This is a genomic window from Streptomyces sp. NPDC060232 (genome assembly GCF_042726555.1).
Lineage (GTDB): Bacteria > Actinomycetota > Actinomycetes > Streptomycetales > Streptomycetaceae > Streptomyces.
Map to the genome: position 1 here is coordinate 1 of NZ_JBHXAG010000036.1, position 24,425 is coordinate 24,425.

Here is a 24,425-nt window from a genome sequence, read left to right on the forward strand (position 1 = left end):
CGTAGGGAAAACGCCCCCCCACGCGCCCCCCCCGGCGGCGCCGCCCCCCCGCCCCGGTCCCTCCCGGGGGCGGTCCCGCCGGGGGGCGCGCCGAACCAGCTGATGCTGGTTCCGCGCCCCTCCGGCGTTCCCGGACCAGCCGGGTGCCCCTGGCCTGCCGGGACGCTATGACCAGGCTGCGACGAAGTACCCCACGCCGTACGGGGCGTCCTCGTACAGCAGCCGTCCGGCGAGGTCCGCGCCCTCGGCGGCGCCGGCCAGCACCTGCCAGGGGGCTCGCCCGGCGGCCTGGAGTTCGGCGGCGAACCCGGCGTCGATCGCGGCGAGCGCGGCCGCGTCGGCGGCGCCCAGCGCGCGGGCGGCGGCCGCGTCGAAGCCCGCGGCGCGCTCGTCCAGGTAGCCGGGGGCCTTGAGGGTGCGGCAGGCACTGCCGTCCCCGAGGACCAGCATGGCCACGCGTTCGGCGGAGCGGCTCAGGTCCGCACCGAGGAGGCCGCAGCCGCTGGACGGGAGGTCCTCGGCGACGGCCACTCCGGCGACCGGGGCGGCCGACCAGCGGGCCTGGGCGAGCAGCCAGCCGCCGACGGCGAGGGAAGCGGGGAGGGTGTCCCCGGTGGCGTGGCCGCTCGGTGGTTCGCCCAGGTCCGGGCCCAGGGTGACGGTCAGGTCCACGCCGAATCCGGCGAAGCTGCCGGGGGTGCCCTGGTCGTACCCACCGCCCTCGTCCGCGGCCCCGACCACGACGAGGAGGTCGGGCCGGGAGGCGGCGAGCACCGCGAGCGCGTCGGAGCAGGCGGTACGGGCTTCGCCGAGTTCGGCGGCGGCGCCCGCGGCGACCTCCGGCACGAGCAGCGGCGGGGCGGGGCAGACGGCAGCGGCTACGAGCATGATCCGCAGCCTAGCCGGACCGCCGCACCGGAGCCTCAGGAGGAGGCGGGCACCGAGCAGCCGGAGGCGACGGCCGGCAGGGGCGCCGGGACGCCCAGCGTCGGGATGCCGAGCATGACGCCCGCGGGCTGGGCCGGGGCGGCGTTGCGCTTCTCCCACGCGTCGCCGGCGCGGGTACGGCGCACCGTCAGCGTCGGGCCCTCGGCCAGCAGGTGGTGCGGGGCGGCGTAGGTGATGTCCACGGTGACCACGTCACCGGGGCGGACCTCCTGAGCCGGCTTGGTGAAGTGGACCAGGCGGTTGTCGGGGGCGCGGCCGGACAGGCGGTGCGTGGCGCCGTCCTTGCGCCCCTCGCCCTCGGCGACCATGACCTCCAGCGTGCGGCCGACCTGCTTCTTGTTCTCCTCCCAGGAGATCTCCTCCTGGAGGGCGACCAGGCGCATGTAGCGGTCCTGCACGACCTCCTTGGGGATCTGGCCGTCCATGTCGGCGGCGGGGGTGCCGGGCCGCTTGGAGTACTGGAAAGTGAAGGCGTTCGCGAAACGGGCCTCGCGCACCGCGTGCATCGTCTGCTGGAAGTCCTCCTCCGTCTCGCCGGGGAAGCCCACGATGATGTCGGTGGAGATCGCGGCGTGCGGGATCGCGGCGCGGACCTTCTCGATGATGCCGAGGAAGCGCTCCTGCCGGTAGGAGCGGCGCATCGCCTTCAGGATCGGGTCGGAGCCGGACTGCATCGGCATGTGCAGCTGCGGCATCACGTTCGGGGTCTCGGCCATCGCCGCGATCACGTCGTCCGTGAAGTCGCGGGGGTGCGGGGAGGTGAAGCGGACCCGCTCCAGGCCCTCGATCTGGCCGCAGGCGCGCAGCAGCTTGCTGAAGGCCTCGCGGTCGCCGAGGTCGGAGCCGTAGGCGTTCACGTTCTGGCCGAGCAGGGTGATCTCCGAGACGCCCTCGGCGACCAGGGCCTCCACCTCGGCGAGGATGTCGCCGGGCCGGCGGTCCTCCTCCTTGCCGCGCAGTGCGGGCACGATGCAGAAGGTGCAGGTGTTGTTGCAGCCGACGGAGATCGAGACCCAGGCGGCGTACGCGGACTCGCGGCGGGTCGGGAGCGTGGAGGGGAAGGCCTCCAGCGACTCGGCGATCTCGATCTGCGCCTCCTCCTGGATGCGGGCGCGCTCCAGCAGCACGGGGAGCTTGCCGATGTTGTGCGTGCCGAAGACGACGTCGACCCAGGGGGCCTTCTTGACGATCGTGTCGCGGTCCTTCTGGGCGAGGCAGCCGCCGACGGCGATCTGCATGCCGGGGCGCTTCGTCTTCATGGGGGCGAGCCGGCCGAGGTTGCCGTAGAGCTTGTTGTCGGCGTTCTCGCGGACCGCGCAGGTGTTGAAGACCACGACGTCAGCGTCGCCGTCGGAGCCCTCGGGCGCCCGGACGTATCCGGCGTCCTCCAGCAGACCGGAGAGCCGCTCCGAGTCGTGCACGTTCATCTGGCACCCGTAGGTGCGCACCTCGTAGCTTCGCTTCTCGTCCACTGCCTGGCTCCGGTCGCTGCTGGTCATGCAACAAGGGTAGGCGGTGGACGGGAGCCCTCCGGCCGCTGCGCGGCCGGCCCCCGGGCGGGAGCCGGCCGGACCGGTCGCGCCGCAGGTCAGGGGTGTGACGGCGGCCGAGGGCGGGGGTGGGGGGAGGGCCCGCACCGTGACAGGACGGCGGCCGGGTGGCAGGATCGCGCCCATGCCTCTCGTACCGCCCCGGATCAGCAGGCGCCATGCCCTGCGGGTCCTGGTGGCCGTACTCGCCGTGCTCGGCGTCCTCACGTGGTGGCTGAAGCCCTTCGGCAAGCCGGACCTGGAGGGCGAGCTGACCTTCAGCACCGGCGCGCGTACCGGTGTCTACCACCGGTACGGAACGCTCCTGCAGCAGGCGCTCGGGCGGGACATGCCCGGGGTGGACGTGGAGCTGGTGACCAGCGAGGGCTCGCAGGAGAACCTGCAGCGGCTGGCCACCGGGGAGGCGGACTTCACCGTTGCCACGGCGGACGCGGTCGCGAAGTACCGGCTCGACGGCAAACCGGGCGCCGACCTGCTGCGCGGATGCGCGCGGCTCTACGACGACTACGTGCAGCTGGTGGTGCCGGCCGGGTCGCCGGTGCAGTCGGCGCGGGACCTGCGGGGCAAGCGGGTGGCGATCGGCCAGCCCGCTTCCGGGGTGCGGCTGGTCGCGGAGCGGCTGCTCACCGCGGCGGGCATCGACCCGGTGCTGGACATCACGCCGGTGTCCATCGGCCTCGACACCATGCCGGCCGAGCTGGAGGCGGGCCGGATCGACGCCTTCTTCTGGTCGGGCGGCCTGCCGACGAACGCGGTGCGCGAGCTGTCGGAGCGCTTCGACATCCGGCTCGTGCAGCTCGGCGACCTGGTGGAGGAGCTGCAGGCGACCGGGAGCCCGGCGCGGTACTACCGGACGGCCGTCATGCCGCAGGACGCGTACTCACGGGCGCGCAACACCAGCGCGGTGGCCACCCTGGCCGTGCCCAACCTGCTCGTGACCACCGCCAAGACCGACCCGGAGCTGACCGAGCAGCTGACCCGGACGGTGATCCTCAGCCGCGACCTGGTCGGTCAGGAGGTGCACGCGGCGCAACTGGTGGACCTGCGGACGGCGATCTACACCGATCCGCTGGAGCTCCACGAGGGCGCCGGCCGCTACTACCGCTCCGTCAAGCCCTGACGCTCACACCGTGGGCCCTGGCGGCGGTGACAGCAGCATCGTCGCCGCAGCTGCCGCGCCGATCAGGCCCGCATGGGTGCCCAGCGTCGCCGGCACGACCTGGAGCTGCTGGACGAAGGAGAGCGTGGCGTACTGGGCGAGGTGGGAGCGGATCGGGCCGAAGAGGGTCTCTCCGGCAGCGGCCACCCCACCCCCGATGACCGCGATGTCCGTTTCCACGAGGGTGGCACTCGCCGCGATGGCTGCGGCCAGTGCGCGTCCTGCGCGGTCGAAGGCGGCCAGGGCGATCGGATCGCCCTGCGCGGCGGCCGCGGCCACGCCCGCCGCCGTGGCGTCGTGCGCGGCGCCCCCGCCGGAGCCGGCCGGCGGCTCCCAGCCCTGGTCGAGGGCCCAGCGGGCGATCGCCGTGCCGGAGGCGATCGACTCGACGCAGCCGCGGCCGCCGCAGACGCACGGCTCGCCGTCGAAGGCCACGCTGATGTGACCGATGTGGCCCGCGTTGCCGGTGGGGCCGGGGTGGAGCTGGTTGTTCAGGATCAGCCCGCCGCCGACACCTGTGGAGACCACCATGCACAGGGCGTTGGCGTACCCGCGGGCCGCGCCCAGCCAGTGCTCGGCCGCGGTCATCGCCACCCCGTCGCCGGCCAGTACGGCCGGCAGTTCGGCTCCGCGCCCCGCGAGCTCCGCCGCGACCCGCTCCTGGATCGGGAACTCCCGCCACGCCCCGATGTTGACCGGGCTGACCGTGCCCCGGGAGGTGTCCACGGGACCGGCGCTGCCGATGCCGCAGCGGACCGCGGAAGCCCACAGCGGCGACTGGGACAGGTCGGCGACGACCTCGGCCACCGCCGCCATGACGCCTTCGGCGTCCACCGTGCGCGGGGTGGCCCGGCGGGTGGTGGCCGACATCGTGCCGTCGGGGTGCACCAGCGCCCCGGCGATCTTCGTGCCGCCGATGTCGATCGCCACCGTCGGTCCGGTGGCCGCTGCGGCGGCACTCGGCGGGGGCGACGGGGTGGTGGGCATGGTCACGGTGGCGGCTCCAGGAAGGGTTCAGGCATCAGTATGCGCGGGGGCAGGCGCCGTGCTCTCACGAGGCTCCAGCCGCGGTCGTTCGCTCTCCCGTACCCCGGTCGGACCGCCGGCGAGTACGGACAGGAGTTCCTCGGCGGCCAGCCGCCCGAAGCCGGCCGTGTCGCGGACGAGCGCGGTGAGCCGGGGGTGGGTGACCCGGCACAGCGCGGAGTCGTCCCAGGCCACGATCGACAGCCGGTGCGGCACGGGGATGCCCAGTTCGGCGGCGACGGCGCTGCCGGCCACGGCCATCACGTCGTTGTCGTAGACGAGCGCGGTCGGGGGCCGCGGACCGGCGAGGACCCGGCGGGTGGCGGCCGCGCCCTCCGCGTCGGAGTAGTCGGTGACCACCGAGCGCACGCGGTCCTGGCCGAGGCCGCGCCGCTCGGCCTCGGCGCGCAGGGACTCCATCCGGCGGACGGTGTGGGCGAGGCCGGGCAGCCCCGCGATGTGGACGATCCGGCGGTGGCCCAGCCCGTGGAGGTGTTCGAGGACCTGAGCCATCGCACCGGCGTCGTCGGCCCGGACCGAGGAGACGGGCGAGGGTGCGGGAACCGCCGACGGCGCGAGGCCGGCCGGGGGTCCGGCCGGCGGGCCGGGCTCGCCGATGGTGACCGCGGGCAGGCCCAGCTCCGCCAGGAGCGCAGGGCGCGGGTCCCCCGTACGCGGGTCGACGACGAGCACGCCGTCGACGCGCCGCTCCGCCCACCAGCGGCGGTAGACCGCGCATTCGGCGTCCACGTCCTCGACGACCTGGAACAGCAGCGCGGTCCGGGCGGCGGAGAGGACCTCCTGGATGCCTGAGACGAGCTGCAGGAAGAAGGACTCGACGCCGAGGGTGTGCGCGGGCCGGGCCAGGACGAGCCCGACGGCGCCGGAGCGTTCGCCGGACAGGGCGCGGGCGGCGCTGTTGGGCTGCCAGCCGAGTTCCTCCGCGACGCGGCGGATCCGGGCCCGGGTGTCCCGCGAGACTCCTGGGCGGTCGTTCAGCGCGAAGGAGACGGCGCTCTCCGACACTCCGGCCCGTCGGGCGATGTCCTTGATCGTCGGCCTGCGGGCCATGGCCTGCCTCATTCACTGCGGGGTACGGACACCGGGTGGGGACACTGGCTGGGGCACCGCTGCCCATTTCCGCACACTTCCCTCGGCGGCGCCATCACTAAACCGCATTAGTCACTTGGCCACTTCGGAACAGACCCCTTGGGGGAACTGGACTCAAGCGCATAAGTGGCCGCGCCGGAGGCCCTGTTGACTTTCCGCACCGACACCGGCACTTTGTGGCTCGCCCGGTGAATTCGTGCGGACTCCAGGAACCAGGACGCCTTGTGCAGGATGACCCGCTCCGCTTTGGTGCCAACTACACGCCGGCCCAGGGCTGGTTCCACCACTGGCTGGACTTCGACCTCGACGAGGTCAGGGCCGATCTCGACGCGGTCGCCGCGCTCGGGCTGGACCACGTGCGCGTCTTCCCGTTGTGGCCGGTCTTCCAGCCGAACCGCACGCTGATCCGGCCGCGTGCCGTCGAACAGCTCGTCGCGCTCGCGGACGCGGCCGCCGAGCGCGGGCTCGACGTCAACGTGGACGGCCTGCAGGGGCACTTGTCGAGCTTCGACTTCCTGCCTGCGTGGACCCGGACCTGGCACCGGCGCAACATCTTCACCGATCCCGACGTGGTCGCCGGGCAGGAGGAGTACCTGCGCACGCTCGCCGCGGCCCTCGCCGACCGGCCGAACTTCCTCGGCATGACCGTCGGCAACGAGATCAACCAGTTCTCCGGTGCCCCGCACCCCGACCCCGACCGCATCACCCCCGCACAGGCCGCCCGCTGGCTGGAGCGGATGCTCGCCGCCTGCGAGCGGGGGGCGCCCGGCCGCCTCCACCTGCATGCCGAGTACGACGCCGTCTGGTACCGCGACGACCACCCCTTCACGCCCGCCCAGGCCGCCGGGCTGGGCGGGGCCACCGCCGTCCACTCCTGGGTGTTCGACGGCACCGCGCAGCGCCACGGGGCGCGCGGGACGGCGACCGAGCACCACGCCGCGTACCTGATCGAACTCTCCAAGGCCTGGGCCCTCGACCCGCACCGGCCGGTGTGGCTCCAGGAGGCCGGCGCCCCGGCGCCGCTGATCGGGCCGGAGCAGGCGGCGCGGTTCACCCAGGCCACCGTCGTGAACGCGCTGGACTGCCCGGACCTGTGGGGCGTGACCTGGTGGTGTTCGCACGACGTGTCCCGGGACCTCGCCGACTTCCCGGAGCTGGAGTACGGCCTCGGCCTGCTCACCAACGACCGCAGGACCAAGCCGGCCGGCGCCGCCCTCGCCCGCATCGCCGAGGAGTGGCGCGGCCGCGCGCACCGTCCCGCTCCGCGTTCCACGGCGCTCGCGGTGGACGCGGGAGGGGCGGAGCGGGCCCCGGGCCGTTCCGTGTGCGCCCCCGGCGGCGCGTTCTTCGACGCCTGGACCGTGCTGACGGCCCAGGGGGTGCGCCCCGCGGTGGTGCTGGCGGAGAGCGCCGGGGACCCGGCCCATCTGGCGGCGCGCGGCATCACCGAGGTGCTGCACGTCCGCGACGTCATGCCCCGATCCGACCGCTCGTGAGGAGCCCCGCATGTCCGAGTCCGACCGCGGCGTCGATCGCCGTACGCCACCCGTCCCGTTACGGCCGCGCCCGTTGCGCCCGACCCGGCGCAGAGTGCTGGCCTCCGGGGTCGGCGCCGCCGCGCTGCTGGGCATGGCCGGGCGCGCACGGGCCGCGGCCGCCGCGGAGCCGGCCGCGCCCGAGCCGGCCCCGGCCGGCCTGGCCCCGTACGCCTCCTACTGGTTCCCGGACTCCCTCCCGACGGGCACCCCCGGCCCCGGGATCGTGTGGCGCTCGCTCAGCCGGTGGAGCCCCGAGAGCGACCCCGATCTGGCCCACAACACCGCGACCGTGCCGCTCGCGGAGCGGTTCACCCCCGTCCCGGCCAACAGGACGGCCCGCGCCGGCCAGGCTCGTATCGCCTCCCTCGTCTCCTTCGCGCCGACCGCCGGGAACCCCTCGCAGGGCTCCCCCACCGCCGACTACTACGCGCTCACGCACTGGGCGTACATCGACGAGCTGGTCTTCTGGGGCGGTTCCGCGGGCGAGGGGATCGTCCTGGCACCGAACGCGCCCGTGGTCGACGCCGCCCACCGCAACGGGGTGCGGGTGCTGGGCAACGTGTTCCTGCCGCCCGTGGCCTACGGCGGCGACCTCCGGTGGACCCGCGACCTGGTGCGGCGCGACTCCCTCGGCCGCTTCCCGATCGCGGGAGCAGCTAGTCCGCGTGGCACGGACATACGGCTTCGACGGCTGGTTCGTCAATGCCGAGACCGACGGCGGCGACAGCGCCCTCGCCACCCGGATGCGGGAGTTCCTGCGCGCCCTGCGGGCGGCGGGCGAGCCGCACGGACTGCGGATCACCTGGTACGACGCCATGAACAGCACCGGCCGGGTCGGCTGGCAGGGCGCGCTGAACGCACTCAACCAGGACTTCTACGAGGACCGGGCCGGGAAGGTCGCCGACACGGTGTTCGTCGACTTCCGCTGGACCCCGGACACGCTGGCCGCCTCGGGTGCGCTCGCCGACCGGCTGGGCCGCTCCCGCCACGAGCTGTGGGCTGCCGTGGACACGGAGTCCCGGGGCTGGGACACCGACGTCCCCTGGGACGCGATCGTCCCGCACACACGCGACCACGTGGTCAGCTACGGCTTCTACCGGCCCGAATGGACTCTGGGCCACCTCACCGACCGCTCCCCCGGGGCCTTCCACCACGCGGACGACCGGTTCTGGACGGGCGAGTCCCTGGACCCGGCCCGGCCCGCGCCCGAAGGTTCCTGGCGGGCTCCGGCGACGGTCGTCGCGGACCGGTCCACCGTCGCCGGGCTGCCCTTCGCCTGCTCCTTCAACACCGGACACGGGCTGCGCTGGTACGAGAACGGCGAGGTCGCCTCGGACACGCCCTGGAACCACCTCGGGCTCCAGGACCGGCTGCCGGGCCGCCGCTGGGTGGTGGAGACCGCCGGAACGCGTCCGTCCGTCACCCTGGACTTCGCGGACGCCTGGCGCGGCGGCTCCAGCCTGCTGGTCTCGGGCACCCTGACGGCCCCGGTGGCCGTCGGGCTGCACTCCACCCGGCTGCCGCTGACCCGCGGGGGCGTCGTGGAGCTGGTGCACGCCACCGGATCGGGTCCGGTGGCCGTCGAGGTCGGCGTGGCCGCCCGCGAGCCCTCCGCCCCCGGGGAGCCGGTCCCGTACACCTGGCTGCGGACGAGGAGCTCGGGCGCCGGGGCGGCCGGCTGGCGCACGGCGAGGGCCGCGCTCACGCCGCTGGCGGGCAGGACCGCGTACGCCTTCGCCGTACGCATCACCGCGCCCGGGGGCACCCCGGTGGTGTGGCGGCTCGGCGCGCTGTCGGTGCACGACGGCGGCCGGAGCCGGCGCCCGGCCCCGCCCACCGCGGCGTCCGTGGACTGCGCGGTCCGCCAGGACGGCAGGGCCCGGCTCCGCCTGTCGTGGCGGGCGGCGGCGTCCGGTCCGGGTGGGCGGCCGCGCCACTACGAGGTGCACCGGGTGCTGCCCGGCGGCGGCCGCCGCTTCCTCGGCGGCACCTGCGGCACCGCCCTCTACCTCCCGGGGGTCCCGCGGGCCGGCCGGGAGCGGGCGGCCGTCTTCGAGGTGCGGGCCGTCGACGAGCTGTACGCGGTGTCCGCGCCCGCCCGCACGGCCCTGCCCTGGGAGCCGTAGAGGGCGTCGGGCCGATCCGGGTCAGGAGGCCTCGGGGCTCGTGCGCGGGACGGTCACGGTCACCCGGAGCCCGTGCGGCGGGTTCGTCGCGTAGGAGAGGGTCCCGCCGCCCCCGGCGAGCAGGGTCCGGGAGATCGACAGGCCGAGCCCGGAGCCCTTGATGTTCTGGTGGCGGCCGCTGCGCCAGAAGCGGTCGCCCACCCGCAGCAGCTCCTCCTCGGTGAGGCCGGGGCCGCGGTCGGCGACGACCACACGCACCGAGCTGCCCTCGGCCGAGACCGACACCTCGACCTCCTCACCGGCGGGAGTGAACTTGAGGGCGTTGTCTATGACGGCGTCGAGCGCGCTGGACAGGGCGATGGGGTCGGCCCAGCCGGTGACGGCGCTCCGTCCCGTCTCGGTGAGCCGTACGCCCTTCTCCTCGGCGTACGGCCGCCACGCGGCGACCCGTTCCGCAGCCAGCGCGCCGATGTCGGTGAGGCTGATCTCGGCGGAGGCGTGCTCGGCCAGCGCCAGGTCCAGGAGGTCGTCGAGGACCTGCGTCAGGCGCTTGCCCTCGGTGCGCACGGAGGCGATCTCCTCGTTTCCCTCGGGCAGTTCGAGGGCGAGCAGTTCGATGCGCAGGAGCAGTGCCGCGAGCGGGTTGCGCAGCTGGTGCGAGGCGTCGGCGACGAAGGCCCGCTGCTGCTCCAGTGCCTCTTCGACGTTGTCGGCCATCTCGTTGAACGAGTGCGCCAGGCGCTGGAGTTCCGGCGGGCCGCTGGCGGCCGCGACGCGGGAGTTCATCCGGCCGGTGGCGATGCCGTGGGCGGCGGTGTCCAGGGTCCGTACGGGCTTGAGCACCCAGCTGGTGAGCCGCAGGGCGGCGCCGAAGGCGACCAGCATGGCGGCGGCGAGGCCGCCGGCGATGAGCAGCCAGCCCCTCAGGATCCGGCCGCGCATGAGGTCGGTCGGCGATTCGGTGGCGACGACGGCGACCACGTCGCCGTCGAGGACGACCGGTGAGGCGACGAGCAGCTTTCCGTTGGTCTGCCAGGGCCAGACCTGCGGCGGGTCGTGGCTGCGGCGCCCGGCGAGCGCCTCCCTGAAGGCCTTGCGGCCTTCACCGGATTCCGGGAGCTGCCACCAGCCCGGGGAGCGGACCATGGCGTTGTCGTCGCGGTTGAAGATCCCGACGCGGATGCCGTACAGCTCGTGATAGCGGCCGAGTTCGTGCTGGAGGGTCTGCTCGCGCTCGTCGGCCCCGGTGGAGCCGGAGCCCCGGGCGTCGATGACGAACTGGGCGAGGGCGGCGAAGCGGGCACTGTCGTCGATACGGTCGACGACCACCCGCTGCTGCTGTCCGGCGGCCAGGCTCACGGCGAGCGGGAAGCCGAGGGCGAGCAGCGTGCCCGCCATCAGGATGACGAGCAGGGGGAGCAGGCGGCCACGCACGGCAGGAGGCCCCTAGGGGGCGGCCGGGGTGACGAGCCGGTAGCCCACCCCGCGCACGGTCTCGATGAGGGCCGGCATACGCAGCTTGGAGCGCAGCGAGGCGACGTGGACCTCCAGGGTGCGCCCGGTCCCCTCCCAGCTGGTGCGCCACACCTCGCTGATGATCTGTTCGCGGCGGAAGACGACACCGGGCCGCTGCGCGAGCAGGGCCAGCAGGTCGAACTCCTTACGGGTGAGGGGTACGTCGGTGCCGTCCACGCTGACCCGGCGGGTGGGCAGCTCGATGCTGACGGGGCCGAGGCGGACGGTGGTGGGCGCGCCGGTGCCGGTGGCGGCGGCCTCCTCGGAGGCTCCGGTGCGCCGGGCGACGGCGTGGATGCGGGCGAGGAGCTCGCCGGTGTCGTAGGGCTTGACGACGTAGTCGTCGGCGCCCATGTTCAGGCCGTGGATGCGGGAGCGTACGTCGGCCCGCGCGGTGACCATGATGACGGGCGTGGCGGTGCGCTTGCGGATCCGGCCGCACACCTCGTAGCCGTCCTGGTCGGGCAGGCCGAGGTCGAGCAGGACCACGCCGAAGGGCGGGGCGCCGGCGGGCAGCAGTGCCTGCAGGGCCTCTTCGCCGTTGCGGGCGTGGGTGACCTGGAAGCCGTGCCGGGCGAGGATCGCGGACAGGGCGGCGGCGACGTGGTCGTCGTCCTCGACGAGCAGCAGTCTCATGTCGTCCCCCTCTCCTTCCTTCTCTCTCGGGTCTTACGGGCGGCCCGCGCCCGGCCCGGGCCGCGGTCACGGCTCGTACGGCCCGCAGGGCTCTCACGCGGCTGGTCGGTGCCGCGCGTACGGCCGCAGAAATGGCCACCCTGCATCCACGCCCATGCGGAGTCCCACGTCAAGAGGGTTCCGCCGCGGCGCGCCTACCGTTATGCACCCGGTACGAGGACACGGTCGACCACGCCGGTTCCGCGCACGGAGCGTATCCGGAAGAGGCCGGATCGTTATGCTCAATTCTCCCTCAGATGTGGTGACGTTGTGCGCGAGTCCTCACTACTGTCCTCCCAACCGAGGAGGACGGAGCTAGAAGCCGATGAGCGGAGTATCAGTGACCAAGGACGTTCAGGACGCGGCCGGTGCCGCGGACGACCTGGTCGTGCTGAGCAACGTCAACAAGCACTTCGGCGCGCTGCACGTGCTTCAGGACATCGATCTGAGCATTGCCCGCGGTGAGGTGGTCGTGGTGATCGGTCCTTCGGGATCGGGCAAGTCCACGCTGTGCCGGACGATCAACCGCCTGGAGACCATCGACTCGGGCACCATCACGCTCGACGGCAAGGAGCTGCCCTCGGAGGGCAAGGAGCTCGCCCGTCTGCGTGCCGACGTCGGCATGGTGTTCCAGTCGTTCAACCTCTTCGCGCACAAGACGGTGCTGCAGAACGTCATGCTGGGCCAGCTCAAGGTCCGCAGGACCGACCAGGCCGCTGCCCACGCGAAGGCGCTGTCCCTGCTGGAGCGGGTCGGCGTCGGGTCGCAGGCCGACAAGTACCCGGCCCAGCTCTCCGGCGGCCAGCAGCAGCGTGTGGCGATCGCCCGGGCGCTGGCGATGGAGCCGAAGGTGATGCTCTTCGACGAGCCCACCTCGGCCCTGGACCCGGAGATGATCAACGAGGTGCTGGAGGTCATGCAGCAGCTCGCCCGTGAGGGGATGACCATGGTGGTCGTCACGCACGAGATGGGCTTCGCCCGCTCCGCGGCGAACCGGGTCGTCTTCATGGCCGACGGGAAGATCGTCGAAGAGGCCACCCCCGAGCAGTTCTTCAGCAACCCGCGCAGTGATCGGGCGAAGGACTTCCTGTCGAAGATCCTGCACCACTGAGGTTTACGTCTGGTAGTCATCCGTATGCGGATCACTCCCGGAACGGTTCCTGTCGGCCGTGCGTGCGCCGTAAGCGTCGCTCGTCGTTCAACAACGTCTCATCCGAGGGAAGTTCACCATGAAGATCTCCAAGGCCGCTGCGGCCGCGGCCGTCGCCGTCGCCCTGTCCCTGACCGCGACCGCGTGCGGCGGCAGCAAGCAGGACGCCTCCAGTGACGGCGGTGCCTCCGGTGGCGCCAAGGACAAGATCGTCGTCGGCATCAAGTTCGACCAGCCCGGTCTCGGCCTGAAGACCCCGGACGGCAAGTTCACCGGCTTCGATGTCGACGTGGCGACCTACGTCGCCAAGGAGCTCGGCTACCAGCCCGACCAGATCGAGTTCAAGCAGGCCGTCAGCGCCGAACGCGAGAACCTGATCGCCAACGGCGACGTCAAGTTCGTCGTCGCGACCTACTCGATCAACGACAAGCGCAAGGAGAAGGTCGACTTCGCCGGCCCGTACTTCCTCGCGCACCAGGACCTGCTGGTCCGCGCCGACGACACCTCGATCACCAAGGCCGAGGACCTGAACAAGAAGAAGCTCTGCTCGGTCACCGGCTCCACCTCGGCGCAGAACGTCAAGACGAAGCTCGCCCCCGAGGCCGACCTGCTGGAGCAGGGCGGCTACTCCGAGTGCCTCACCGGCCTGGAGAACAAGAAGGTCGACGCCCTCACCACGGACAACTCGATCCTCGCGGGCTACGCGGCCCAGGAGACGAACAAGGGCAAGTTCAAGCTGGTCGGCCTGACCCTGAGCGACGAGAAGTACGGCATCGGTCTGAAGAAGGGCGACAAGGAGCTCCAGACCAAGATCAACGCCGCGCTCAAGAAGATGGTCGACGACGGCAGCTGGCAGAAGGCCGTGGACGCGAACCTCGGCCCGGCCAACTTCAAGAGCGAGCCTGCCCCGCAGATCACCGAAGGCAGCTGATTCATCGGTGAGGGGCGTCGCCGCCCGCCTGCCGCGGGCGGCGGCGCACCTCACCGGCCATCCTGGGGAGAGCGCAGGGCATCGTGTTCGATTTTCTTGATTCCGGGCAGTACGACGTGCTCGGAGCCTTCTGGGTGACGGTTCAGCTCACCCTCTACTCGGCGGTCGGGTCCCTGATCTGGGGCACAGTCCTGGCGGGAATGCGGGTCAGCCCGGTCCCGCTGCTGCGGGGCTTCGGTACCGCGTACGTCAACCTGGTGCGCAACACCCCGCTCACCTTGGTGGTCATCGGCTGCTCGCTGGGTCTCAGCCAGACCCTCGGCATCGATCTGGGCGGCACCACGTTCAAGGAGACGGGCTTCCGGCTCGCGGTCCTCGGGCTGATCGCCTACACCGGCACCTTCGTCTGTGAGGCCCTGCGCTCCGGCATCAACACCGTGCCCGTCGGCCAGGCCGAGGCGGCCCGCGCGCTGGGGCTGAGCTTCTTCCAGGTACTCCGCCTGATCGTGCTCCCCCAGGCCTTCCGGGCGGTCGTCGCACCGCTCGCCAACGTACTGATCGCGCTCACCAAGAACACCACGGTGGCGGCGACCATCGGCGTGGCCGAAGCGGCGCTGCTGATGAAGGAAATGCTGGAGAACGAGGCCCAGGCGGTCTTCGCGGTCTTCGCGGTCTTCGCCCTCGGTTTCGTCCTTCTGACCCTGCCCACCGGCCTGCTGCTGGGCTGGGTTTCCAAGCGAGTGGCGGTGAAGCGATGAGCTCCGTGCTGTACGACACCCCCGGCCCCAAGGCCAAGGTGCGCAACTGGATCTACAGCGGGATCTTCGTCGTCCTGTTCGGGCTCGTCCTGTGGTGGGCGCTGTCCCTCATGGGCGAGAAGGGCCAGCTCGACGCCGACAAGTGGACCCCCTTCGTCACCGACAGCCGGATCTGGACCACGTACCTGATCCCCGGCCTGATGGAGACCCTCAAAGCCGGCGCGCTCTCCATGGTGATCGCCCTCCCGCTCGGTGCGCTTCTGGGCATCGGCCGGCTGTCCGACCACGCGGGGGTACGGGCAGCGGTCGGCGCGTGGGTGGAGTTCTTCCGTGCCATCCCGGTGCTGATGCTGATGCTGTTCAGCAGCGCGCTGTACTCACCCCAGCTGATGGACGTCCCGTCCGACACCCGACCGTTCTGGGCCGTCGTCACGGGCCTGGTCCTGTACAACTCGGCCGTCATCGCCGAGATCGTCCGGGCGGGTGTGCTCTCCCTTCCGAAGGGACAGGCGGAGGCAGCGAAGGCGATCGGCCTGCGCAAGGGCCAGACCATGACCCATGTGCTGCTCCCGCAGGCCGTCACGGCCATGCTGCCGGCACTGGTCAGCCAGCTCGTCGTGATCCTCAAGGACACCGCGCTCGGCGGCGCCCTGCTCGGCTTCGCGGAGCTGCTCTCCATGAACCGGCAGATCGCCGCCAACTACAGCAACACCATCGCGACCATGTTCGTGATCGCCCTGATCTACATCGCGGTGAACTTCGCCCTGACCACCCTGGCCTCCTGGCTGGAGAAGCGGCTGAGAGGGTCGAAGAAGAGCACCGGCGCGGTGCTCGGCGCGGAAGAGGTCGACGACCCGGTCCCCGGGGCGAACACGGCCGCCGGAGCCTGACGGCGCCCCCGACGGACGGTCCCTCCGAGGCCTGACGTACGGTCAGTCATAGTGCGTACCCCGTGTGGTGCGGCGGAGCTCATCCGCCGCACCACACTGCTGTGCGCCGTCGGGTGTCACTTGACGCAGGAACCTTCAGTCGGTTGCATACTTCTGTGATCACATACCGGACATCGGGAGCCGCGCCATGGACCCGGTGATCGTCGTCGGCGCGGGACCCGTCGGGCTGTCCCTGGCCCTCGCCCTCGCAGGCGCGGGCGTGCCCTCCGTCGTGCTCGACGAAGGGCCGGGCAAGGACGAGGTCCGTCCGGCCCGGACGGTCGTCCTGCACGCGGACACGGCGGCCATGGCGCACCGGCTGGGCTGTACGACGCTGCGCGACGAGGGGGCGTACTTCGCCGCCTGGCGCACCATGCGGCGCAGCCGCGACACCCACCGGCTGACCTTCGAGGACCACCCGGCCCCCCTGCACCTCCCGCAGCACGCGCTGGCCCGCGGACTGCGCGACGCCGCCGCCGCGCACCCCCTCGTCCAGCTGGTCTTCGACAGTCGGCTGGACTCACTGGAACAGGACGACCGGGGCGTCACGGCGCACACCCGGGGCGCGGAGACCACCTGGTGGCGCGGGAGTTACGTGGTCGGCTGCGACGGAGCCCGCTCCACCGCGCGCAAGCTGCTCGGCATCCGCTTCCCCGGCCGTACCGCCGTCGAGCGCCATGCCGTGGCCGCGCTGCGCACCGAACTGCCCTGGCCCGGTGAGGCCTTGCTGCACCGGAGCGCGCAGCAGGAGGTCACCTCGCGGCCGCTGCCCGACGGGGTCTGGCGGCTGGACTGGCTGCTCCCGGCCCGCGGCGACCTGGTGACCCCCGACGCGCTGGTCACCCTGATCCGCGACACCCTCGCGCAGTGGTGCGGCGGCACGACTCCCCCGTACGACCTGCTGGACACCGGCGTGCACACGCTGCACCACCGGCTGGCCCGGCGCTGGCGCGACGGGCGGGCCTTCCTCGCCGGCGACGCCGCGCACCTGCTGGGCGCACTCGGCACCCAAGGGGTCGAGGAGGGGCTCCGGGACGCCGAGAACCTGGCGTGGAAGCTCTCCCTCGCCTGGCACCAGGGCGCCTCCGAAGCCCTGCTCGACAGCTACGAGGGCGAGCGGCGCACCGCGGTGGCCTCCCGGCTGCGCGCCGCCGACCAGGCGATGCCGGCCCTGCGGTCCGGGGGCGGGCTTCGCAACTACCTCCCCGGGACCTCACGTTCCGCCGAGTCCCTGCTCACCGACGGCCATCTGGGGCGGGGGCCGCTGGGCGCGGAGCCGGCGTACGCCCCGCCCGTCGCCGTACGCGAGGTGCCGACGGCCACGGAGCCGGGCGGTCCGGTGGCGAACGTCCCGGTGACCGCGCCCGACGGGGCGACCGTGCCGCTGCGCGACCTGCTGGGGCAGGGCCGGCTGCTGGTGGTCCTGGTGGCCCCCGGCACCGGGGTCTGGGACCGGCGCCACTGGCTGAGCGCCGGGCTGATGCCCCGCCTGGCGGCGGCGGTCAGCGCCCTGCCGGTCCGCGCCGACCTGCTGGTCGCGGACAGCTATCCGGGGGCCCCGGCGCACACCGTGCTGCTGGTGCGGCCGGACGGACATCTGGCGGCGACCTTCGCGGGGGTCCGCCCGGCGGAGCTGTACGAGGCGGCGGACGCCGTCCGGGCCGGTGCGCCCGCATCCCGGGTGCCCGCGCCTTCGGCGTCCCCTTCGCCTTCGCCTTCGACCTCACCGGCCGTGGTGATCGACTGACCGTGCGCGGGCGCGCGTGGCTCACCCGCGAAATGGTCGGCAACGACGTACGTGGCGGAGGGTCCATGTGACTCCTCCCCCGGCTGAAGCCTGGAGTTTCTCGCTAACCCTTCCGAGCGTGCGGCAGGCGGTGACGCGCAGTGCGATGAAGGCGCCGAGGAATCCGGCCTTGCGGTCCCCTGAGGCACCGCCCGGTGTCCCGGCCCGGGGGCTGCCCCGCCCCGGGCCCTGCGGCTCACTCCCCCGGCCACCCGAGGTCGTCGCTGTCTTCTCCCTCCGCCTCCAGGGCGCGGCGGACCACACGCAGGGCCATGCCCTCCGGGTATCCCTTGCGGGCGAGCATCCCGGCCAGGCGCCGGATCCGCTTGTCCCGCTCCAGGCCCCGGGTGGAGCGGAGCTTGCGCTCCACGAGCTCGCGGGCGGTCTGCTCCTCCTGGTCGGAGTCCAGCAGCTCCAGGGCCTCCTCCACGAGGGTGGCGTGGACCCCCTTGGTCCGCAGCTCCTGGGCGAGCGCCCGGCGGGCCAGGCCTCGGCCGCGGTGGCGGGACTCGACCCAGGCTTCGGCGAACGCCGCGTCGTCGATCAGACCCACCTCCTCGTACCGGGAGAGGACCTCCTGCGACACCTCGTCGGGGATGCCCCGCTTGTGCAGGGCGTCCGCGAGCTGGCGACGGGTGCGCGGGCTCCCCGTGAGCAGGCGCAGGCAGATCGCCCGCGCCTGCTCCTCGGGGCTCTGGGGCGGCAGCTCCTGGCGGCCCTCACGGCCGCCTCGGCTCCCGCCGCCCCCTTCCTGCTCGCGCACGGGTCAGCTCTTGGCCACGGCGGCCTTGGCCGTCGTCTTGGCCTTCGACGCCGGCGCGGGCACCGCCGCGGCATCGGCGGGTGCGGCGGCAGCGGCGCCGGCCGTGTCCTCGTCGCTGTCCTTGCGGACGCCCACGCCCAGCTTCTCCTTGATCTTCCGCTCGATCTCGTTCGCGAGATCCGGGTTGTCCTTCAGGAAGTTGCGGGCGTTCTCCTTGCCCTGGCCGAGCTGGTCACCCTCGTACGTGTACCAGGCACCGGCCTTGCGGATGAAGCCGTGCTCCACGCCCATGTCGATCAGGCCGCCCTCGCGGCTGATGCCCTGGCCGTAGAGGATGTCGAACTCGGCCTGCTTGAACGGCGGCGCGACCTTGTTCTTCACGACCTTGCAGCGGGTGCGGTTGCCGACCGCCTCCGTGCCGTCCTTCAGGGTCTCGATGCGGCGGATGTCGATGCGCACCGAGGCGTAGAACTTCAGCGCACGGCCACCGGTCGTGGTCTCCGGCGAGCCGAACATCACGCCGATCTTCTCGCGGAGCTGGTTGATGAAGATCGCGGTGGTCTTGGACTGGTTGAGCGCACCGGTGATCTTCCGGAGCGCCTGGCTCATCAGACGGGCCTGGAGACCCACGTGGGAGTCGCCCATCTCACCCTCGATCTCGGCGCGCGGCACGAGGGCCGCCACGGAGTCGATGACGATCAGGTCGAGGGCACCGGAGCGGACGAGCATGTCCACGATCTCCAGCGCCTGCTCACCGGTGTCCGGCTGCGAAAGGATGAGGTTGTCGGTGTCGACGCCGAGGGCCTTCGCGTACTCGGGGTCGAGCGCGTGCTCGGCGTCCACGAAGGCGACGGTGCCGCCGGCCTTCTGCGCGTTGGCCACGGCGTGCAGGGTCAGGGTCGTCTTACCGGAGGACTCCGGCCCGTACACCTCGACCACGCGGCCGCGGGGCAGCCCGCCGACACCGAGGGCGATGTCCAGCGCGGTCGACCCGGTCGGGATGACGTCGATGGGGTCGTTCGGCTTGTCGCCGAGGCGCATGACCGCACCCTTGCCGAATTGCCGTTCAATCTGTGCGAGCGCGGCGTCGAGAGCCTTCTCGCGGTCGGTGCCTGCCATGGGTTCCACCCGGTTTGCTTGAGTCGATCGCTTCACGCCATTGACGCTAATGCCTGCCACTGACAATGCGCCTCCACGACTGGTTCGGCTGTGGATAACTCATCAGAATGGATGTTCGATTTCCCTGTCAAGCTCGCCACGCCCAGGGCGCTATGCCCCCCTTACGTAGATATCCTATGGAGTGTGATCGAGTCTGGACGGCCACGACCTCGTAGGCGCCCCGGCCCGGGAAGGCTCGTGCGGCTGTCGCCGGTCATCCTGACCGTCGTCATCGCCGGCCTGGCATACAACACTCCGCCGGAGATGGCCTTCAGCCGCCTCCTGCCCGCGGCACCGGCCCTCGCCGCCGCCATGTGGCCGGTGCTCCCGACCGTCCTGCTCGGGACGGTCTGCCTCGTCCTGATGGTCGGACTCAGCCTCGTCTTCCCCGACCTGGGCACATGGTGGACGGTCGCCGGGATCGTAGCGGTCACCGTGGCCGCCGCGTACGGAAGCCACGTCCGGCTCCAGCGGGAGCGCACGCTCTTCCAGGTGCGGCTCGTCGCCGACGCGGCCCAGCAGGTGGTCCTGAGCCCCATGCCGCGCCGCTTCGGCAGGATCGAGATCGAATCCCTGTACCTCGCGGCCGCCGCGGAGGCGCGTATCGGGGGAGACTTCTACGAGGTGGTCGACACGCCGTACGGGGTCCGGCTGCTCATCGGTGACGTGCGGGGCAAGGGCCTGCCGGCGGTGGGGGCGGCCGCGGCGATCGTCAACGCCTTCCGGGAGGCCGCCTACGGCGAGACCGACCTGGTCGACGTCGCCCGCCGGCTGGACGCCAGCAGCATGCGCTACAACGCCGCCTTCCCCCCTGAGGGGCCGATGGAGCGCTTCGCCACCGCCCTCGTGGTCCAGATCCCGCACGAGGGCAGACGCATCGACATCCTCAACTGCGGACATCCACCGCCACTGCTCCTGAACCGCGGGAGGATCCGCACCCTGGAGTCGGCCACCCCGTCGCCGCTGCTCAGCCTTGCCGACCTGATCGGCGATCAGTACAGCATCGACAGCTTCGACTTCGCCCCCGACGACCTGCTGCTCCTCTACACCGACGGCATCGCCGAGGCCCGCGCGCGCGACGGCGAGTTCTTCCCGCTGGCGGCCTGGATGGGCCGGCAGCCCCCGTCACCGCCCCGCGAGCTGCTCACCGCCCTCCACCACGACCTGCTCCGCTACAGCAAGGGCCGCCTCGACGACGACATCGCGGCCCTCGCCGTCCGCCTGCGCGACCCCCAGGGCGCGGAGTCCCCGTAGGCACCGCGCCCGCGCGCCCCGATCGCCGGGACGCGCGGCCGGGAGGCCCATACGATCACCGCATGATCGAATTCGTGTATCCGCCCAAGCCCCGCCCGGGGGACCGCGTCGCGATCCTGTCGCCCTCGTCCGGGCTGCCCGGGCTCTTCCCGCTGCCCTACGAGCTGGGGCTGCGCAGGCTCCGGGACGACTTCGGGCTGGAGCCCGTGGAGTACCCCACGACGCGGAAGATGGGCGCGGCGCCCGAGGAGCGGGCCGCGGACGTCCACGCCGCCTTCGCGGACCCCGACATCAAGGCGGTGATCTCCACCATCGGCGGCGACGACCAGATCACCGTCCTCCCCCACCTCGACGGCGGCCTCCTGCGCGCCCACCCCAAGCCGTTCCTCGGCTACAGCGACAACACCAACCTCCTGCTGTTCCTGCGGAACCTGGGCATCGTCGGCTACCACGGCGGCTCGGTGATGGTCGAGTTCGGCCGGCCCGGCGCGATGCACCCGGCCACCGCGGCCTCCCTCCGGGCGGCCTTGTTCACCTCGGGCGCCTACGAGCTCAACCGGTCGGGCGAGTACGGGGACGAGAACCTGCCCTGGGAGGATCCGCGGACCTTCGAGTCCGAGCCGGTGATGGAACGCTCCTACGGCTGGACCTGGCACCACGACGACCGGGTGGTCGAAGGAGCCGGCTGGGGCGGCAATCTGGAGATCATCTCCTGGTTGATGGCGGCCGACCGCGCGGTCCTGCCCGCCGAGACCTACGCCGGCGACGTGCTGTTCCTGGAGACCTCCGAGGAGATGCCGCGCGCCGAGGAGGTCTACCGGATCCTGCGCAACATGGGCGAGCGCGGCCTGCTGCGGCAGTTCCCCGCGCTGCTGATGGGCAGGGCGAAGAGCTGGTCGTTCGAGAACCGGTTCGAGGCCGGACAGAAGGAGCGGTACCGCGAGGAGCAGCGCGCGGCCGTCCTGCGCGCGCTGCGGCAGTACGCCCCGGACACCATGGCGGTCTTCGACGTGGACCTCGGCCACACCGACCCGCAGCTCGTGATCCCCGTGGGCGGGCGGATCCGGGTGGACGGACCGGCCCGGCGGATCACCGTCACCTACTGAGCCGTCACCCGCCGAGGCCCGCCCCGAGCCGCCACCCGCCGGGCCGTCACCCGCCCGGTCGGGGCGCGAGCGCGACGCCGAGCGAGTCGGCGGCGAAGGGCTTCGGCGCACGCTCCTGGTAGAAGACGTCGAGCTCCGTGACCGTGAAGCCGGCCGCGGTCAGCAGGTCGACGGTCGGCCGGGTGAGGTGGCACCCGCCGCAGAGCCGCTTGTGCAGCGGTTCGATCCGCCGCTGCCAGCGTCGTACGCCCACGTCCTGCGCCGGAGCGAGGCCGTGCTCGACGAAGTGCAGGCCGCCCCCCGGTTTGAGTACGCGCCGCACCTCGCGCAGCGCCGCCACGGGGTCCGGAATGGTGCACAGCGTCCAGGTGGACAGGGCGGCGTCGAAGGTGGCGTCCTCGAAGGGCAGCGACCGGCCGTCCAGGCCGGCCCGCCGCACCGGGACCCGCGAGCCGCGTACGCGGTCGGCGGCGAGCTTCCATCCCAGGTCGGAGGGCTCGATCGCGGCCACGCCGGTGACGGCCGGCGGATAGAAGGGGACGTTGTGGCCGGTGCCGAAACCGATCTCGACGACCTCCCCGGCCAGGCCGGCGCAGACACGGCGCCTGAGCGGCCGGGCCGACTGCGCCCCGCAGGCGAGGTCGACGATCCGCGGCACGACCCGTTCGGCGTAGAAACCCATCACAGCCTCCGTCTCCGTGTTCCCCAGCATGGCACCGGCGCCGGGGGCGGGCTGTGACCGCCACGTACTGACAACTGAAGGTTGACACCCTCTCGACTGTCAACCTAGGGTTGCACCTATGACGAGCCCCTCGGTGGAACCCGTTCGCATGACCAATCCGGTACGCCTCGACGACCTGATCGAGGCCATCAACAAGGTCCACACCGACCCCCTGGAGCAGCTCAGCGGCGCCGTCGTCGCGGCTGAGGCCCTCGGGGACGTCGCGGACCACCTCATCGGCCACTTCGTCGACCAGGCCCGCCGCTCCGGCGCCTCCTGGACCGACATCGGCCGCAGCATGGGCGTCACCCGCCAGGCGGCCCAGAAGCGCTTCGTGCCCAAGGCGGACAAGGAGGGCACCGGCGCCCTCGACCCGAACGCGGGTTTCGGCCGCTTCACCCCCCGCGCCCGCAACGTGGTCGTGACCGCGCAGAACGAGGCCCGCGCCGCCGGCAACACCGAGATCAGCACCGAGCACCTGGTCCTGGGCCTGACGGTCGAGGCCGACGGCCTCGCGGGGCTCGCCCTGCGCGCCCAGGGTGTCTCGCCGGACGATGTACGGGCCGCCGTGGCGGCCGTACTGCCCCCGGCCCAGGCGGACGTCCCCGACCTCGTCCCCTTCGACGCCTCGGCGAAGAAGGCCCTGGAGCTGACCTTCCGTGAGGCCCTGCGCCTGGGCCACGACTTCGTCGGCACCGAGCACATCCTGCTCGCGCTGCTGGAGCTGGAGAACGGCGAGGGCGTGCTGAGCGGCCTCGGCGTGGACAAGGCCGCCGTCGAGGCGACCGTCAGCGAAGCCTTGGCAGTCGTACTCGGCGGCGAGGACGGGAAGTAGAGGAGTCCGCGTCCCGCGTCAGCTCGTAGCGCCTGACGTACGCGCCGAGGAAGGCCTGCAGTGTGGCGACGGCCGGGATCGCGATCAGCGCCCCGACCGCGCCCAGCAGGGCGGTGCCCGCGATGACCGATCCGAAGGCCACCGCCGGATGGATGTGGACGGTCTTCGAGGTCAGCTTCGGCTGGAGCATGTAGTTCTCGAACTGCTGGTAGACCACCACGAACACGAGGACGTACAGCGCGTACCAGGGATTGACGGTGAAGGCGAGCAGGACCGGCAGCGCGCCCGCGAGATAGGTGCCGATGGTGGGGATGAACTGCGATACCAGCCCCACCCACACGGCGAGCGCGGGCGCGTACGGCACCCCGAGGACCGCCAGCACGATGTAGGTCGCGACGCCCGAGATCAGCGCCATCAGCCCGCGCGAGTAGAGGTAGCCGCCCGTCTTGGCCACGGCGATCTCCCAGGCGCGCAGCACCTCCGCCTGCTTCGCCGGCGGCAGTACGGAGCACAGCGCGCGCCGCAGCCGCGGCCCGTCGGCGGCGAAGTAGAAGGAGAACAGGCCGATCGTCAGCAGCTTGAAGAGCCCGCCGAGCACGGTGGCGGACACGTCGAGCACGCCGGACGCGCTGTTCTGCACGTACTTGCGCAGCCAGTCGGAGCGCAGCACGCTCTCCTGGATCTCCAGCCGGGACAGATCGGTGCGGAAGGTGGAGTTGATGAAGTTGATCACCGAGTCGAGGTAGACCGGGAAGCCCTCCACCATGGCGATGATCTGCCCGGCGAGCAGGGAGCCGAGCAGCGCGAGGAACCCGACGGACACGGCGAACACCGCGGTGAACATCAGGAAGGTGGCGAGTCCGCGGCGCATGCCGCCGGCCGCCATCCTGGCCACCGCCGGTTCGATCGCGAGCGCGAGGAAGAACGCGATCAGGATGTTGACGAGCAGCCCGATCAGCTGGTGGAAGGCCCAGCTGCCGAGCTGGAAGCAGGCGACGAGGGCCAGTACGAGGACCACCGCGCGCGGCAGCCAGCGCGGCATGCGTTCCTCGCCGCCGGTCGGCGGAGCCCCGGCCGGGGGCCTGCCGGGGCCGGCGGGGCCCTGCGGCGAGGCGGGATCGGCGGGCCGGGCCGCCGCCGTGCCCGCCGCCTCACCTGCCGCGCCGTTGTCTGCCTCGCCGTTGTCTGCCTCGCCCGCTTCCGGTCCGGGGCCGGAGGCGACCGGTGTGGCGGCGGAGGCGGCGTCCTGGTCGGCCGCACGCGGCGGCGGCAGCGCGCCCCGGAAGGCTACGGGCTGATCGGTCGTCTCTTCGGTGGCTCCCACGCCGCCAAGTCTGTCCCACCGGCGGCCCGTGCCGCCAAAGGGGCGTCCCCGACCGCACGCCCC

General features: G+C 72.5%; 20 protein-coding genes and 1 pseudogene. 11 read left to right on the forward strand and 10 right to left on the reverse strand.

Going from position 1 to position 24,425, the window contains the following annotated elements:
* Positions 1–165: 165 nt before the first annotated feature.
* Both ACFWFZ_RS32350 and miaB read right to left on the reverse strand, forming a co-directional pair.
* Positions 166–888 carry a hypothetical protein gene (locus tag ACFWFZ_RS32350; RefSeq protein WP_387127235.1) on the reverse strand — a complete coding sequence of 241 codons (723 nt, stop codon included), beginning with the start codon at positions 886–888 and terminating at the stop codon, positions 166–168.
* Positions 889–923: 35 nt separating this feature from the next.
* The gene (gene miaB / locus ACFWFZ_RS32355) at positions 924–2,447 is read right to left on the reverse strand and encodes a tRNA (N6-isopentenyl adenosine(37)-C2)-methylthiotransferase MiaB (protein ID WP_387127237.1); all 1,524 of its coding nucleotides are present in this window, start codon (positions 2,445–2,447) and stop codon (positions 924–926) included.
* A 175-nt stretch (positions 2,448–2,622) separates the two neighbouring features.
* On the opposite strand from miaB, the gene ACFWFZ_RS32360 reads away from it, so the two are divergent.
* Positions 2,623–3,618: a TAXI family TRAP transporter solute-binding subunit gene (locus tag ACFWFZ_RS32360; RefSeq protein ID WP_387127240.1), complete on the forward strand. Its 996-nt coding sequence runs from the start codon at positions 2,623–2,625 to the stop codon at positions 3,616–3,618.
* Positions 3,619–3,621: 3 nt separating this feature from the next.
* Here the strand turns inward: ACFWFZ_RS32360 and ACFWFZ_RS32365 are convergent, their stop codons facing one another.
* Positions 3,622–4,644, reverse strand: a complete 1,023-nt coding sequence (locus tag ACFWFZ_RS32365) for an ROK family protein (protein ID WP_387127308.1) — start codon at positions 4,642–4,644, stop codon at positions 3,622–3,624.
* A 27-nt stretch (positions 4,645–4,671) separates the two neighbouring features.
* Positions 4,672–5,754 carry a LacI family DNA-binding transcriptional regulator gene (locus ACFWFZ_RS32370; protein WP_387127242.1) on the reverse strand — a complete coding sequence of 361 codons (1,083 nt, stop codon included), beginning with the start codon at positions 5,752–5,754 and terminating at the stop codon, positions 4,672–4,674.
* Positions 5,755–6,017: 263 nt separating this feature from the next.
* Between ACFWFZ_RS32370 and ACFWFZ_RS32375 the strand changes: the two genes are divergently transcribed.
* Together ACFWFZ_RS32375 and ACFWFZ_RS32380 are read left to right on the forward strand one after the other, a co-directional pair.
* Complete coding sequence (locus tag ACFWFZ_RS32375; protein WP_387127244.1) at positions 6,018–7,289, forward strand: glycosyl hydrolase; 1,272 nt, start codon at positions 6,018–6,020, stop codon at positions 7,287–7,289.
* A 73-nt stretch (positions 7,290–7,362) separates the two neighbouring features.
* Positions 7,363–9,457: pseudogene (locus tag ACFWFZ_RS32380) on the forward strand (endo-beta-N-acetylglucosaminidase).
* A gap of 21 nt (positions 9,458–9,478) precedes the next feature.
* Here ACFWFZ_RS32380 and ACFWFZ_RS32385 read toward each other — a convergent pair.
* Both ACFWFZ_RS32385 and ACFWFZ_RS32390 read right to left on the reverse strand, forming a co-directional pair.
* On the reverse strand, positions 9,479–10,891 hold the full coding sequence (locus ACFWFZ_RS32385) for an ATP-binding protein (protein ID WP_387127246.1): 1,413 nt from the start codon (positions 10,889–10,891) through the stop codon (positions 9,479–9,481).
* Positions 10,892–10,903: 12 nt separating this feature from the next.
* Complete coding sequence (locus ACFWFZ_RS32390; RefSeq protein ID WP_387127248.1) at positions 10,904–11,608, reverse strand: response regulator transcription factor; 705 nt, start codon at positions 11,606–11,608, stop codon at positions 10,904–10,906.
* A 364-nt stretch (positions 11,609–11,972) separates the two neighbouring features.
* On the opposite strand from ACFWFZ_RS32390, the gene ACFWFZ_RS32395 reads away from it, so the two are divergent.
* The 5 genes from ACFWFZ_RS32395 (at position 11,973) to ACFWFZ_RS32415 (ending at position 17,162) form a co-directional block, all read left to right on the forward strand.
* Positions 11,973–12,758 carry an amino acid ABC transporter ATP-binding protein gene (locus ACFWFZ_RS32395; RefSeq protein WP_387127250.1) on the forward strand — a complete coding sequence of 262 codons (786 nt, stop codon included), beginning with the start codon at positions 11,973–11,975 and terminating at the stop codon, positions 12,756–12,758.
* Positions 12,759–12,876: 118 nt separating this feature from the next.
* Positions 12,877–13,728, forward strand: coding sequence for a glutamate ABC transporter substrate-binding protein (locus ACFWFZ_RS32400; protein ID WP_387127252.1), 852 nt, complete (start codon positions 12,877–12,879; stop codon positions 13,726–13,728).
* An 83-nt stretch (positions 13,729–13,811) separates the two neighbouring features.
* Positions 13,812–14,486, forward strand: a complete 675-nt coding sequence (locus tag ACFWFZ_RS32405; protein ID WP_387127254.1) for an amino acid ABC transporter permease — start codon at positions 13,812–13,814, stop codon at positions 14,484–14,486.
* The gene (locus ACFWFZ_RS32410) at positions 14,483–15,376 is read left to right on the forward strand and encodes an amino acid ABC transporter permease (RefSeq protein WP_387127256.1); all 894 of its coding nucleotides are present in this window, start codon (positions 14,483–14,485) and stop codon (positions 15,374–15,376) included. The genes ACFWFZ_RS32405 and ACFWFZ_RS32410 overlap by 4 nt, the downstream gene beginning before the upstream one ends.
* 187 nt (positions 15,377–15,563) lie before the next feature.
* The gene (locus ACFWFZ_RS32415) at positions 15,564–17,162 is read left to right on the forward strand and encodes an FAD-dependent monooxygenase (RefSeq protein ID WP_387127258.1); all 1,599 of its coding nucleotides are present in this window, start codon (positions 15,564–15,566) and stop codon (positions 17,160–17,162) included.
* A 235-nt stretch (positions 17,163–17,397) separates the two neighbouring features.
* Here the strand turns inward: ACFWFZ_RS32415 and recX are convergent, their stop codons facing one another.
* Together recX and recA are read right to left on the reverse strand one after the other, a co-directional pair.
* Positions 17,398–17,964 (reverse strand): recombination regulator RecX, encoded by a 567-nt coding sequence (gene recX, locus ACFWFZ_RS32420; protein WP_387127260.1) that lies wholly within the window; start codon positions 17,962–17,964, stop codon positions 17,398–17,400.
* A gap of 3 nt (positions 17,965–17,967) precedes the next feature.
* Positions 17,968–19,083: a recombinase RecA gene (gene recA / locus ACFWFZ_RS32425; RefSeq protein WP_387127262.1), complete on the reverse strand. Its 1,116-nt coding sequence runs from the start codon at positions 19,081–19,083 to the stop codon at positions 17,968–17,970.
* A 237-nt stretch (positions 19,084–19,320) separates the two neighbouring features.
* Here recA and ACFWFZ_RS32430 point away from each other — a divergent pair, with 237 nt between their 5' ends.
* On the forward strand, positions 19,321–20,376 hold the full coding sequence (locus ACFWFZ_RS32430) for a PP2C family protein-serine/threonine phosphatase (RefSeq protein ID WP_387127264.1): 1,056 nt from the start codon (positions 19,321–19,323) through the stop codon (positions 20,374–20,376).
* A 62-nt stretch (positions 20,377–20,438) separates the two neighbouring features.
* The gene (locus ACFWFZ_RS32435) at positions 20,439–21,482 is read left to right on the forward strand and encodes a S66 peptidase family protein (protein WP_387127266.1); all 1,044 of its coding nucleotides are present in this window, start codon (positions 20,439–20,441) and stop codon (positions 21,480–21,482) included.
* A gap of 46 nt (positions 21,483–21,528) precedes the next feature.
* On the opposite strand, the gene ACFWFZ_RS32440 is transcribed toward ACFWFZ_RS32435, so the two are convergent.
* The gene (locus tag ACFWFZ_RS32440; RefSeq protein ID WP_387127268.1) at positions 21,529–22,164 is read right to left on the reverse strand and encodes a class I SAM-dependent methyltransferase; all 636 of its coding nucleotides are present in this window, start codon (positions 22,162–22,164) and stop codon (positions 21,529–21,531) included.
* A 118-nt stretch (positions 22,165–22,282) separates the two neighbouring features.
* Here ACFWFZ_RS32440 and ACFWFZ_RS32445 point away from each other — a divergent pair, with 118 nt between their 5' ends.
* Complete coding sequence (locus ACFWFZ_RS32445; protein WP_387127270.1) at positions 22,283–23,038, forward strand: Clp protease N-terminal domain-containing protein; 756 nt, start codon at positions 22,283–22,285, stop codon at positions 23,036–23,038.
* On the opposite strand, the gene ACFWFZ_RS32450 is transcribed toward ACFWFZ_RS32445, so the two are convergent.
* Positions 22,992–24,362: an AI-2E family transporter gene (locus ACFWFZ_RS32450; protein WP_387127272.1), complete on the reverse strand. Its 1,371-nt coding sequence runs from the start codon at positions 24,360–24,362 to the stop codon at positions 22,992–22,994. The genes ACFWFZ_RS32445 and ACFWFZ_RS32450 overlap by 47 nt on opposite strands.
* Positions 24,363–24,425: the final 63 nt, after the last annotated feature.

Bases quoted from the DNA above. Each gene is read 5' to 3' on its own strand.
- ACFWFZ_RS32350 (WP_387127235.1), bottom strand. From the start codon at position 888: ATGCTCGTAGCCGCTGCCGTCTGCCCCGCCCCGCCGCTGCTCGTGCCG.
- miaB (WP_387127237.1), bottom strand. From the start codon at position 2,447: ATGACCAGCAGCGACCGGAGCCAGGCAGTGGACGAGAAGCGAAGCTAC.
- ACFWFZ_RS32360 (WP_387127240.1), top strand. From the start codon at position 2,623: ATGCCTCTCGTACCGCCCCGGATCAGCAGGCGCCATGCCCTGCGGGTC.
- ACFWFZ_RS32365 (WP_387127308.1), bottom strand. From the start codon at position 4,644: ATGCCCACCACCCCGTCGCCCCCGCCGAGTGCCGCCGCAGCGGCCACC.
- ACFWFZ_RS32370 (WP_387127242.1), bottom strand. From the start codon at position 5,754: ATGGCCCGCAGGCCGACGATCAAGGACATCGCCCGACGGGCCGGAGTG.
- ACFWFZ_RS32390 (WP_387127248.1), bottom strand. From the start codon at position 11,608: ATGAGACTGCTGCTCGTCGAGGACGACGACCACGTCGCCGCCGCCCTG.
- ACFWFZ_RS32395 (WP_387127250.1), top strand. From the start codon at position 11,973: ATGAGCGGAGTATCAGTGACCAAGGACGTTCAGGACGCGGCCGGTGCC.
- ACFWFZ_RS32400 (WP_387127252.1), top strand. From the start codon at position 12,877: ATGAAGATCTCCAAGGCCGCTGCGGCCGCGGCCGTCGCCGTCGCCCTG.
- ACFWFZ_RS32410 (WP_387127256.1), top strand. From the start codon at position 14,483: ATGAGCTCCGTGCTGTACGACACCCCCGGCCCCAAGGCCAAGGTGCGC.
- ACFWFZ_RS32415 (WP_387127258.1), top strand. From the start codon at position 15,564: ATGGACCCGGTGATCGTCGTCGGCGCGGGACCCGTCGGGCTGTCCCTG.
- recA (WP_387127262.1), bottom strand. From the start codon at position 19,083: ATGGCAGGCACCGACCGCGAGAAGGCTCTCGACGCCGCGCTCGCACAG.
- ACFWFZ_RS32435 (WP_387127266.1), top strand. From the start codon at position 20,439: ATGATCGAATTCGTGTATCCGCCCAAGCCCCGCCCGGGGGACCGCGTC.
- ACFWFZ_RS32440 (WP_387127268.1), bottom strand. From the start codon at position 22,164: ATGGGTTTCTACGCCGAACGGGTCGTGCCGCGGATCGTCGACCTCGCC.
- ACFWFZ_RS32445 (WP_387127270.1), top strand. From the start codon at position 22,283: ATGACGAGCCCCTCGGTGGAACCCGTTCGCATGACCAATCCGGTACGC.